Source organism: Veillonella sp. 3_1_44, assembly GCF_000163715.1.
Classification (GTDB): domain Bacteria; phylum Bacillota; class Negativicutes; order Veillonellales; family Veillonellaceae; genus Veillonella; species Veillonella parvula_A.
Genome location: NZ_GG770200.1, coordinates 590128 through 603535, shown reverse-complemented (window position 1 = coordinate 603535; position 13408 = coordinate 590128). Strand labels below are relative to the sequence as shown.

The window sequence follows — 13408 nt, the reverse complement described above, 5'->3', positions numbered from 1 at the left end:
ACTATATCTATGTACCATTTTTATCTCATTAAGTTTTGACCCTGTATCTAAAATTAACACTAAATCATTTATAACTACAAAAAGACCCTCTCCATAAGTCCGAGAACTATGGAGAGGGTCTTTATATTATCTAATCAGCATAGGATGATGAGCCGATGGCCTACCTGTTACGGTTTCCCTCGAACTCTCAGCACTACTTAATTATAGAGGTTTACGAACCACGTCAAGAATGGAGCCATCGCGGTATTCAACGATTGCCACGATGTCTTCATCTTTGTCGGATACAGGGATATCTTGTGGTTTACCTACTAAGTCAAATGCTAATTGTTGTAATTCTTCAATTGTGTAGATAGGCAAGTTGCTATCTTTGAAGCGTTCAATCAAATCAGTACGAGCTGGGTTGATTGCAATACCGTATTCAGTAACGAGTACGTCAACAGAGGAGCCTGGTGTAATAACAGTAGCGACTTTGTCACGAATCATTGGCAAGCGGCCGCGGATCAATGGGCAAGTAATAACTGTGCATTTAGCACCTGCTGCTGTGTCGGAGTGACCGCCGGAAGCGCCCATCAATACACCGTTGGAGTCAGTCATTACGTTTACGTTGAAATCAAGGTCGATTTCAGTAGCACCAAGGAATACTACGTCTAAGTAGTTTGTAGTGCAGTCTGTCCAAGGGTTAGCATACATGGAAGCGGACATTTCGATGTGTGCAGGGTTTTTATCCAAGGATGCAGCTGCAGTAGTATCGAATGTTTGAGTATCGTAAATAGCACGAATCAAGCCTTCTTCAAGCATACCAGTCAAGATACCAGTAGCGCCACCAATAGCGAAACCACCTACTTCACCGCGTTTACGAAGTTTTTCAGCGATGAATTTCGCTACAGTCAATGGAGCCCCACCAGCGCCCAATTGGAATACGAAACCGTCTTTGATGATGCCAGCTTGGTCAAGGAATTCACCAGCTAGTTCAGCAATTTTAATTTGGATAGGGTTTTTAGTGAAACCTACCGCACCAGAAGCGATACCTTCTGGATCACCAATGCTTTCAACCTCAACAACATAATCTACGTCAGTTTGAGGGATTGCATAGTTGTGTACATAGTCAACTAAGTTATCAGTGATGATAACAGTTGTGTCTGCATAATGGGAGTCAACTTTAGCATAGCCAAGAGCACCACATGCGGATTTACCCATACGACCAGTTGCATTACCGCGTGGGTCAGCTGTAGGAGCACCCATGAAAGCTACGTCGATATGAACTTCACCAGATTCGATAGCACGAGCACGGCCACCATGGGAACGAATCACTACAGGGCGTTTCAATACGCCTGGGTTTTGAGTTAAGAATTTACCAAGACGATCGCGCAAGCCAGATGTTTCGATAGCTGTTACAGTACCGTCTTGAATCATTTCTACCAAGAATTCATGGCATGGGGACAAGGAAGAAGACGCAATTGTAATGTCTTTAATGCCTTTTGCTTGAACGCGTTCCATAACCATTTTCATTACATAGTCACCGTTGCGCAAGTGATGATGGAAGGACAAAGTCATGCCATCTTTTACGCCAGCTTTTTCGATTGCTTCATCGATGGAAGCAAGTACTTTATTAGTGCCAACACGGCTCATGTGTACAGGTTTACCTGCACGATGAACTTTAGGTTCAATGACGAATTCACCTTGATATACTTCGCGACCTTCTAGTGCTGGGATATTTGTTGGGATATCGCGACCTACTTTATTTAACATCGTATTCTGCTCCTTCCTCTAATTCAACTTTAATGCCTGCTGCACGTGCTTTATCAACTACGCGTTGTGCACGAACTACGATAGGACCATCGATCATTTTACCATCTACGGAGATTACGCCTTTATTGTTGCGCAATGCATCTGCATAGCTGTTCAATACCTTAACGGAATGAGCGATTTCTTTTTCGTCAGGAGTGAATACTTCGTGGATAATTTTGATTTGGCTTGGGTGGATACAAGATTTGCCATCATAACCCAAAGCTTTAATGAATTCAACTTCTTCGCGGAAACCTTGTGGGTCTTTCACATCGGAGAATACAGTATCGATTACGCGGATACCTGCTTCGCGTGCTGCATGAAGGATTGTTTGACGAGCGAACAACAATTCAACAGCTGGTTTATGTTTACCTGTGCGAAGGTCTGCACGATAGTCTTCAGCGCCAAGAGCGATAGCAACTACGCGAGGGCCGTGGCAGATTTCACGAACATTGTATAAGCCACGAACGGATTCGATAGCTACGATAATATTGATTGTACCTTCTGGCCAGCCGTTAGCTTTTTCTACTTCTTCAATTTTCTTCGCTACGATTTCAACTTCAGAAACATCTTCAGTTTTAGGTAAACGAATCATATCAGGTTTAGCTGGAACGATAACATCAAGATCGTCATAGCCATAAGGAGTTTGTGTAGGATGGTTGATACGAACAACTGTTTCTGCACGGAATTTACGGGATTTCAATGCTTCTGCAGTTAAAAGACGAGCTGTGTCTTTTTCTGTAATTGGCACGGAATCTTCGATATCGATCATGATGGAGTCAGCACCGTGAATATCTGCACTGTTAATCATTTTAGGTGTATTACCTGGTACGAACATCATGGAACGAGACAAACGTTTTTTAGCAGCCTCTGTTAATGGGTTTGTTTTAACTTCTGGGAATGTTTTATCGTTAGCCATTATGCTTTGCTCCCCCTTTCCAATGCGCCCAACACGCGAGCTTTAATCGTGTAATCCCAAGCGTTTTTATCTTGTACGGTTACTTTTACGCCATCATAACCGGCTTCTTTCACTGTGTTCAAGATAACAGATTTAATTTGGTCGCCATATTGACGCATAACTTTGGATGTTAATTCGATTTCGATACCGCTAGCAATCGGTTCAACCGTTACTAATGCATCATTTTTTTCGTCGAAGCCAGCTTGTGCAGCTTTTACTAATTGTGCCATGTTGCATCCTTTCCTTGTGAAACATTTATAAAACTCAAGTCTGTACAGGCTCGTCGCGAGAGCCTATACAGACATTGAATACTAACAATTAAATTCTAACACTCCATAGTAATGATTTCTAATTACATGAAACCAGCGATTTTCCACCAAGGGATACCGATTACGTAGTTCAATACTAAACATACAACAGCGGAGATAAGACCAACTGTCCACCAGTCTTTTACATTGTTGTAACCAGCGGAGAAGATGATTGGACCAGGAGCCGCACCGTAGTGAGTTACGGAACCGCCATAGGAATTTGTACCAATTAAGATGAACGCTAATAATGTAGGATCGATTCCTGCGTTAATACCAACGATCAAGAATACTGGAAGCATTGCAGAAATGTATGCTGTACCTGATGCGAAGAAGTAACGAACCGCAACGGAGATTACAGAGATAAGGATAAGCATCATGAATGGATCTAAACCAAAGTTCATGTGAGTTTCTAAGAACTTAGCCAACCATTCGAAGAATTTTCCTTTGGTCAATGCAGAAGATAAGCCCAAGATGCCACCAAACCAAATCAATGTGTTCCAAGCTGCTTTAGTTTTGAGCAAATCATCCCAAGTAATAATGCCACATACAAATGTAGCAATCATCGCTACGATAGCCACTGCTGTAGCATCAATTTTAATACCAAATGTTGGAAGGATCCAACCTGTGATTGCAAGTAGTGCGATGGCGATAAGGCCTTTTTCAGACGCTTTCATAGGACCTAATTCTGCTAAACCATCAGCCGCAATTTTCTTGTTATCAATTTCTTTGACGGATGGACGTTCATACATATAGCCGATGAACGGAATACACATTAACATAATGAAGCCAGGTACGAACATAGCTAATGCCCATTGTCCCCAGTTCAAGGATACACCAGTCAATTTAGTAATGAAGTCTAATGCCAATAAGTTTGGCGCCATTGCTGTAGCGAATAAGAAGGATGTTACCTTTGTTGCAAAGTAACCATTCTGTAAAAGGTACGCACCTGCTTTTTTTGCAGTCTCACCAGGGTAAGAACCAACAGCTTCAGCGATGGACAAGTTGATAGGATATACGATACCTGCTGCACGAGCTGTGTTGGATGGAGTTGCTGGAGACAAGATCAAGTCAAGGAATGCCGTTACATAACCAAGACGAAGTGTTGTACTACCAAAAGCACGAACCAAGTAGTATGCGATACGATGACCAAGGCCAGTTTTACCAAATGCAACAGATAATGCAAAAGCTGCAAAGATTAACCATAATGCTGTATTGCTGTAACCAGCTAATACATCTTTAGTGTTGCTCAATAAGATAGAAGATGTAGCAACACCTAATAATACCGTAATAGGAACTGGGAATGGTTTTAATACCAAGCCCACGATAGTTGCTAAATAAATACCAAATAATTGCCATACTTGCGGTTTGAGACCATCTGGTGTGCCACCAAACCATGTGATTGCGACGATAGCAGCCATAACGCCAACGCGCCATAATTTGTCTTTCATGTGTGTCTTTCCCTTTCTGAATTAATTTAGGCATACATAAAATCATCTAGTCTTCAACAACATAATCGCTCGCGACGTCGATTACATTGATTAAGTCTACACTCATTATATATGTTTAAAAGAAATATGAATAATAGATTACCTTTATAGGGGTTATAAAAACTTTTATATCTACTAATCATACTTTTTATGCATTTTAAGCATAGAATTATAGTCCCAAATGAAAAAAATGCATGTATACCTCCTCAAAAGGATATACATGCACTTACATGGTACTATATTAATCTTAATCTATATTATGAGTTATTATATCGAAAAAGTCCAATACTGAAATAGCATGGATAAACAGTTAGAAAACCTCATAGATATGCTCTATTGATAATTCCTAGGACTTATATTCTCTAAGTATACTATTATCTACAACGGTGTGTTCCTTGTAATAATTACGGACATGTTCAATAAAGGTTTTAACAACGATTAAATTTTCCGAATCTTTTGTGTACACCATATTGGTATCACGGGTGATATATTCACCATTTTTACTGCGTAATGGACTCACATAGATATCTTTGTCCTTACAGGATCCAAGTCCCATATACGTCAAGATAGACCATCCTAGACCTGCGCGCACAAAGTGACGACACGTACTCATAGAATTTACGTCCATCGCCACACTTGGAGGCTCGTCAAAATGTTCTGCACACCAAGTTTCAATAATATTTGCCACCGATGCATCTGTTTGGTATTTAATGAACGGTACCTTTACTAAGGATTCAGGCGGCACTAATTCTTTATATACAAGACAATATGGCTCTGCTAGTAACAGTTCAGACTTACCAGACACGTCATAGCCACCACGAGCAAAGGCGACCATACAGTCACCAGTATTAAACATTTTTACCACTTGATGGCTGAAAGCAGTCTTCACTTGGATATGAACATCAGGATATTGTTCGCGGAAAGCTCTCAATAAAGCCGGTAGTTCATAATCTGCAAAGTTGATAGATGATGCGATTTTCAAGGTCCCTTGAATCTTGCCAGAAGCGGAGTTCATAGCGTGCTCCAAAGCCTCTTCTTCTTGCATCATTCGCTTACAGTAATCATAGAAAATTTCGCCTTGTGCCGTGAGGGCAATCCCCTCAGCAGTCCGCAACAACAGAGAATGGCCCAAGGCTTTTTCCATATGGCGCAACCGATAACTCAACGCTGGTTGCGATAAAAATAATTTTTCTGCAGCCCTTGTAATATTGCCTTCATCGACAACAGTAACAAAGGTTTGCCATTCTCTATCGTCCATACAAACTCCTTTATTATCGCTTATTACCAAAGATGCGTAATAAGGATAAGAATAAGTTAATGAAATCTAGGTATAGGCTCAAAGCGCCTGTGATTTCAATGCGGTCTAAAATTGTTTCATCCTCCATGAGCGCCACTTGTGTCACATTATTCTTAATGCGGTTCACATCGATAGCTGTAAAGATAGAGAATACTACAACACCTACATAACCTAGAACTAAACTAACAGTATCACTAAAGCCACTGAGTACAGTCCAGTTAAAGAAGCGGGCCCCCATCATCACCAAGGATACGATGATCATGCCGAACAATGCCGCCATCACATATGGTGTAAGGGATGATAAATTACGTTTAGTTGTAGCCCCTACCACTGCAAAGCCAATGAAGAAAGCAAGCGTACCTATTAACGCCGGAATAACAACATCAAACACATTGTATCGCAATGATACCAAAGTCAATGTGAGACCATTCAAAGCACTATAGAGGAAGAACATACCTCGTAACGTCATTACATTAGCAGAATATGCACGAGCACTAAAAAGGAATACCACACCTAGCTCTACTAATAAGATAATATTAAAATTTTGGTACGCAAAGCGTAACCAATTTGGATTCACTAATGCAGCAAAGCCAACACCAATAGTTGTAAGTAAGCCTACAACCATCCATAAAAAAGAGCCTTTTAATCGTTGGGATACGATACTTTCAACCTGTGCAACCTCAGCTGCAGTAGGTCCTGTTACATTATATGGATTCATACTATCCCTCCTTATTTAATTATCACTTATAGAGATTATCGAGCATTGGCAATGCCCGCAAACACCTTACCACGTTCGCCATCGATAGTCACTTCTTGACCTTCAAGAAGCACTTCATGAGCATTTTTAGCGCCTAAGATAACAGGAATACCATAGGTAATGCCCGCAATAGCGCTGTCCGATGTATAACCATCTTCTACGGCAATAATGCCACCTGCTCGTTTTGCAATAGCCATCAATTCAGGCTCAATTGTGCCTACCACAAGGATATCACCATCTTTGAAACTTTCATAATTACCCTTATGATTAGCCGCAATGTATACATTACCTGTAACGGATTTACGTAAAATACCATTGCCAGACAAGAGTACTCGACCTGCAATGTGAACGCGAATCATGTTTGTAGTACCGGTTGCACCGGATGGCACACCAGCGGTAACAACTACAAGGTCACCAGACTCGATAGCCCCAGTACCAAGCGCACCAGTAATGGCTTGTTTTACCATTTCATCGGAGTTGATAATTTCATGTCCCTTAATAGCCTCTACGCCCCAGCATAATTGCATGCGACGAATAGTTTCCTCATGAGGTGTGACAGCGATGATTTTACAATCTGGACGATGACGCGCCACGCTAAGTGCGGTGTGGCCAGATTCAGTACATGTCAAAATAGCAGCGGCCCCGAGATTTTGAGCTACGCGCACACTAGCCAAGCATACGGCGCTTGTAGTAGTCATTTCTTCATCCTCACGAGCGCGGCTATAGCTATCGTAAATAGCAGCCTTTTCCGTTACCTCTGCAATGCGAGTCATGGTCGCAACAGCTTCTATAGGATAGGAACCATTGGCTGTTTCACCAGATAACATAATCGCATCGGTACCATCCAAAATGGCGTTAGCTACGTCACTTGCTTCCGCACGTGTTGGACGTGGATTTTGAATCATAGACTCAAGCATTTGTGTCGCCGTAATAACGGGTTTACCCAAGTTATTGCATTTTTCAATCATCATCTTTTGAAGTACTGGCACTTCTTCTGCAGGGATTTCTACACCGAGATCGCCACGCGCAACCATGAGGCCATCAGCTACTTCCAAGATTTCATCGATATTTTTAACGCCTTCTGCATTTTCGATTTTCGCGATAATCTTGATATCTTTTTTCTCAGACTCAAGAATGCGGCGAATAGCCACAATGTCTTTACCGCGTTGCATGAAGGATGCGGCCACAAAGTCTACCCCTTGTTGACAGCCAAAGCGCAAGTCCGCTTCATCCTGTTCAGATACAGGTGGCAAGCTTAGTGCTACACCTGGTACGGCTACACGCTTGCGGTTGCCGATTTCCCCGCTATTTTGAACAGTTGTAATGATATTATTGCCTTCGATAGCATCGATGGTAAGTGTTACAAGCCCATCAGCCAATAGAATTTTATCCCCTACGGACACATCACCTGTAAGACCTTTGTGGTTCACGGAGCTAAGCTCTTTTGTGCCTTCCACATCATCTGTAGTCAACGTAAATGGTTGACCAGCTTCGAGGAATACCTTGCCTTCTTTAAATAGACCGAGACGAACCTCAGGGCCTTTTGTGTCGAGCAATAATGCGATCGGTTTATTCACAATCATCGCTGCATCGCGCACCATTTGCATGCGTTCTGCTTGCTCTTCATGGGATCCGTGAGAGAAGTTAAAACGAGCTACGTTCATGCCCGCCCGCATCATATCTTCTAAGATACCAAATTTATCCGTTCCCGGACCTACAGTACATACTATCTTTGTACGTTTCATCTTTCCTCCTATGAAAGCACATCCAAGATTGGATCTTTCATTTCTTATTATATCAATGTTGGTGAAAGCTATCTGTGCCCCACGCAACATATGTCTTTCTACACCGTTTATATACTTATTACATGTTGCATATATATGCTTATCACATGTCGCACGTGTGTTAACCTTATATGTTTACTGTACCTCTACGGAGCCCTCGCCTAGAATAGCTTCAATAGCCTTGATGGATTCATCACTGGGGTCAAAGCACATATTCGGTGGTAAATTAATGCGTTTCCGTTGACGGTGTAAATATAACGATGTTGGCACGGAGCCTGCTGTATTTACTAGCACACGTTTTAAGGCTTCACTATTTTCCGGCGTATCATATTGACTATAAATATGGATTGCCACCTGTTTTGCCTGATTATAGTTTACCTTTAGCGGCGTAATACGGTCTGCAATGATTTGCACGCCCTTTTCATCCGCATCAACGCGACCTTTTACCTTAACAATCATATCAACCGCAAGGAACTGTTGGCTTTGACTAAAGACCTTAGGGAACGCCACTACATTCGCCGCACCAGAATAATCTTCGATGCGAAGAATGGACATAAGCTCATTGCGCTTTGTCATGCGGTCCGATTTATTTTCAATGAGCCCCCCAAAGGTAATGGTTTGACCATCATATTGCTCTGGATTTTCTACAAGAGCCCCTAGTTCAAAGAGACCTTCTAATTCCTTCGCATAACCTTGCAATGGATGACCTGTAATATAAAAGCCAGTGTATTCCTTTTCATCCTTTAACTTATCGTCTTCCGATAGATCCTCCACATTGGGAACTGGAATAAACTCTACCGCCTCTTCCATATCACCAAAGAGACTCATGGTCCCCATAGCGGCATCCTTTTGCTCTTTAGCGCCAACAGCTTGAGCGCTTTCATACATGTGTAGCAACTGATTCCGATTTTCCTGGAAGCCATCCATGGCACCGCAACGGATGAGACTTTCAAGAAGTCGTTTATTCACAACTCGATTATCTACCCGTTTACAGAAGTCTACGATATCCGTATAGAGACCATGCTCATTGCGCTCGCGAATCAAGCGATCGATAGCATTGTCCCCTACGTTCTTGATACCACCAAGTCCAAAGCGAATAGCGTCGTCTTGTACGGCAAAGCTACGTTCAGAATAGTTAATATCTGGACCTAGTACCTTAACATTATGCTTCTTGCAAGAGTTAATATAATACGTCAACTTTTGCATATTCTGCATGAAGCTCGTCATGGTAGCCGCCATGAATTCAGGAAAATAGTGTGCTTTTAAGTACGCCGTTTGGTACGCAATATACGCATAGGCCGCACTATGTGATTTATTAAAGCCATAGCCTGCGAAGTATACGAGCAAGTCGAATACTTCGTTCGCCACAGATTCTTCTATACCATTGTTAATGGAACCTTGAATAAAGGACTCGCGCTGTGCCTTTAGAACAGATTCCTTTTTCTTGCCCATGGCACGGCGCATCAAATCCGCTTGACCAAGGGAGAATCCCCCCATAGCGGAGGCAATCTGCATAACCTGTTCTTGGTACAGGATTACACCAAAGGTATCTTTCAATATAGGTTCCAAAATTGGATGTAAGTAGGTAACCTCTTTTTTACCATGACGGCGGTCGATAAAATCCGCCACCATGCCAGAGCCTAATGGCCCTGGACGGTACAAAGCTACCAACGGGATTAAGTCCTCAAAATGCTCAGGCTTAAGATCCATTACAAGCTTCGTAATACCTTCCGATTCGAGCTGGAATACACCAGAGGTGTCGCCCTTTGTGAGGAGGTCGCAAGCCGCCTTATCATCGAGCGGGATAGCATCTAAATCGAGGTCAATGCCACGGTTAGCCTTGATGAGCTTTAAGGCATCCCCCATAACCGTTAAGGTGCGTAGGCCCAAGAAGTCCATCTTTAAGAGGCCTAATTCCTCGATGTTATCCTTATCGTATTGCGTAACAAAGCCTTCATCATTGGCATTTTGTACCGGTACGTGGTCATCTAGAGGGTCTGCAGAAATTACGACGCCCGCCGCATGAGTGGACGAATTACGCGCTATGCCTTCTAGCTTTTTACCAAAATCAAATAACTCTTTTACATTTGAATCCGATTCATACAGAGCCTTTAAGTCCTTGCCTTGTAACGCCTTATCTAAGGTAATACCCAATTCGTTAGGAATCATCTTAGCAATACGGTTTACCTCCGCTAGAGGTAAGTCGAGCACACGACCTACGTCACGGATAACGGCACGAGCAGCCTCAGTACCAAAGGTAATAATCTGAGATACGCGAGCTTGACCGTATTTTCTCGTCACATATTCGATGGCTTGACCACGCTTTTCATAGCAGAAGTCAATATCGATATCGGGCATGCTTACCCGCTCAGGATTCAAGAAACGTTCAAAGAGCAAATCGTATTTCAATGGATCAAGGCCTGTAATCCCTAGTAGATAGGCTACTACAGAACCAGCTGCCGAACCACGTCCAGGACCTACTAAGATATCATGCTCACGGGCATAGCGTACATAGTCCCATACGATGAGGAAGTAATCCTCAAAGCCCATGGTGCCAATAACATCTAACTCGTAGTCGAGACGTTTTTGTAATTCTTCAGAGGTCTCTCCATATAGGCGAGGAATTTCTCGTTCACAAACCTTACGTAAATACGTTTTAGAGGTTTCCCCTTCTGGCACATCAAAGTGCGGCAAGTGATGTTCATCAAAATTAAACTCTACATTACAGCGGTCTGCAATTTTTAAGGTGTTTTCAATGGCCCCCGGAATATGTCCAAATAGATCTGCCATTTCATCCCCAGACTTGAGATAGAACTCATCATTCGGGAATTTTAAGCGGTCTACCTCAGCACGGCGACGACCTGTAGAAATACATACCTTTATATCCTGCGCGTCTGCATCCTCTTTTAAGACATAGTGAAAATCGTTAGACGCTACAATGCCAAGACCATATTCCTTGCTGAGCTTAATGAGTTCCTCTTGCGCCTTTGCCTCCTCTGGCAAGCCATGGTTTTGAATTTCTAAGAAGAAATTATCCTTGCCGTATGTCTCGATATACCACTCGATGGAGCGTTTAGCGCCTTCCATATTGTCTTGCAAGATATACTGAGGAATCTCCCCTTGAATACACGCACTAAGGGCAATAATCCCTTTGCTGTATTGACGTAATAGATCTCGATCTGCACGAGGACGATATAACATACCTTCCGTAGATGCTTTAGACACGATTTTAACGAGATTACGATACCCTTCCATGGTCTCAGCCAATAGGATGAGATGTTTTAATCTTTCACGGCTGCGACCTTCGGGACGATCAAATCGGCTATGTTCCGTTACATACACTTCACAACCGATGATAGGCTTAACGCCTTGAGCCATACATTCTTTGTAGAAATAAATGGCTGCGTACATATTGCCGTGATCTGTAATGGCAAGGGCGGGCTGATTTAGCTCCTTCGCACGACGTACCATGTCAGGCAAACGACTGATGCCGTCAAGCAAACTAAACTCTGTATGACTATGTAAATGTACAAATGGCTGCATGGTACACCTCCTTTAAGGGCGATGAGCAAAATACACGTTCAATGACTTCTTACGAGCCTTCCAATCTGGCAAAAACTGTGCCACGAGATTGTGAAAGTTCTTGGAATGGTCTAAATATTTAAAATGAGCAAACTCATGAACCATAACGTACTCAATATACGCCTGTGGTCCCTCTAACAAACGGGTGTTCATCTTGACGAGCTGCTTTGCAGGCGTACAAGAACCCCAACGACTCTTCATGCGCTGCTGTTTTATGGTTGGCATAGGCACATCAATATGTTGCTTTTGAAAGCGCTGATACACGACCTTTGCCCAATGGACGAATACCTTCTCCCCTAAATTACGCCAATAACTTTGCATTAATTTATGTTTAGCTTCAAAGGTCGTACCCTGAGGTACAACCATGGTAAGGATGGCTTTTCCGTCAAAACCGATATGAGGCTTTCCGTCCTGCTCAACTAGGCGCAACGTAACGGGAATACCAAGAATTGATAAGCTTTCACCATTCACATACTGCAATGCATCGACGCGCTTGGCATTCAATGCATCAATCTTGTAACGAGCCCGCTCAATGAAGGGCATATTCTCGATGACAAACTTGTCCACCCTATAATCCGGCACATACCCATTCGCCGAAACATGGATCACACCATCCTTTGTAATGCGCATGTTCATGTTCTTCACACGCTTGATGGTTAACTCATATTCAATTATGTCGCCATTATAGGTAATAGACCTAGTTATTGAAGTATTCATACCTTTTATTTTATCATAAAACACTCATAAAATCGTAAAAATCTAGTGATTTTAATAGAACTACTTAGATTTTGAGTAATACTGATTTTTAATACGGGCTTATAAAAATGACACCTATATCTTCCCCATATGGGGGATATAGGTGCCATTAAAATAATCTGTAATATCAAATTATTTATTAGTGTATAAAAGTCTTAATAAATATATCACAAGTTTGTCTTACGGTGCATATAAATTACCTAAAAATATTAAGTACTATTATTTTACTTTAACAATGATAGAACGATTAGGATATCTCATCTTCTTATCTTTCAACTGATTATAAACATCCTGTTCTTCTAAAGTTAAGTCATTCTTATTAGACCAAATATATGTTAGTGTTGGTTTCTGTTCTCTTTTCTCTATTAAACATCTATTTAAAATATTATTTTTATATATTTCATCAGTTTGGTCATCAAACAAATAATGAGTTTGACCTGAGTTTAAATCAAGCTTTAAAAAACCTGTTTTTCCATAACTATATAAATAATCTGATTGCGCTTCATAAGAGTATCCATTATGTTCTAATGTAACACCAGTTTGAGTATCTAGTATATAATTTTCACCCTTTGAATAACCTAAAAAATAACGAGGTTCATATTTATAAGAATTAGATTCACCAATATAAATTATTGAACCTACTATTAAAAGAACAATACCTATAAAAATACCTAATATATATTTCATTTCACTA

At 41.6% G+C, this 13408-nt stretch carries 10 protein-coding genes; all 10 read right to left on the bottom strand.

Going from position 1 to position 13408, the window contains the following annotated elements:
* Nucleotides 1-201: 201 nt before the first annotated feature.
* Nucleotides 202-1749, bottom strand: a complete 1548-nt coding sequence (gene citF, locus HMPREF0873_RS06465; protein ID WP_008715025.1) for a citrate lyase subunit alpha — start codon at nt 1747-1749, stop codon at nt 202-204.
* Nucleotides 1739-2704, bottom strand: a complete 966-nt coding sequence (locus HMPREF0873_RS06460; protein WP_004695279.1) for a CoA ester lyase — start codon at nt 2702-2704, stop codon at nt 1739-1741. Before HMPREF0873_RS06460 ends, citF begins: the two co-directional genes overlap by 11 nt.
* Entirely contained in the window at nt 2704-2973 is a 270-nt protein-coding gene (gene citD, locus HMPREF0873_RS06455) for a citrate lyase acyl carrier protein (RefSeq protein ID WP_008715023.1), read from the bottom strand. Before citD ends, HMPREF0873_RS06460 begins: the two co-directional genes overlap by 1 nt.
* A gap of 122 nt (nt 2974-3095) precedes the next feature.
* Entirely contained in the window at nt 3096-4499 is a 1404-nt protein-coding gene (locus tag HMPREF0873_RS06450) for an anion permease (RefSeq protein ID WP_008715021.1), read from the bottom strand.
* A 385-nt stretch (nt 4500-4884) separates the two neighbouring features.
* Nucleotides 4885-5796, bottom strand: a complete 912-nt coding sequence (locus HMPREF0873_RS06445) for a LysR family transcriptional regulator (protein ID WP_008715019.1) — start codon at nt 5794-5796, stop codon at nt 4885-4887.
* 13 nt (nt 5797-5809) lie between these two features.
* A complete protein-coding gene (locus HMPREF0873_RS06440; protein ID WP_004695271.1) occupies nt 5810-6553 on the bottom strand; it encodes a Bax inhibitor-1/YccA family protein in 744 nt (247 codons plus the stop codon).
* 35 nt (nt 6554-6588) lie between these two features.
* A complete protein-coding gene (gene pyk, locus HMPREF0873_RS06435) occupies nt 6589-8337 on the bottom strand; it encodes a pyruvate kinase (RefSeq protein ID WP_008715016.1) in 1749 nt (582 codons plus the stop codon).
* A gap of 174 nt (nt 8338-8511) precedes the next feature.
* The gene (locus tag HMPREF0873_RS06430) at nt 8512-11919 is read right to left on the bottom strand and encodes a DNA polymerase III subunit alpha (RefSeq protein WP_008715014.1); all 3408 of its coding nucleotides are present in this window, start codon (nt 11917-11919) and stop codon (nt 8512-8514) included.
* 12 nt (nt 11920-11931) lie between these two features.
* The gene (locus HMPREF0873_RS06425; RefSeq protein WP_008715013.1) at nt 11932-12699 is read right to left on the bottom strand and encodes a M48 family metallopeptidase; all 768 of its coding nucleotides are present in this window, start codon (nt 12697-12699) and stop codon (nt 11932-11934) included.
* Between the two features lie 234 nt (nt 12700-12933).
* Complete coding sequence (locus HMPREF0873_RS06420) at nt 12934-13401, bottom strand: hypothetical protein (protein WP_004695264.1); 468 nt, start codon at nt 13399-13401, stop codon at nt 12934-12936.
* Between the last annotated feature and the right edge of the window lie 7 nt (nt 13402-13408).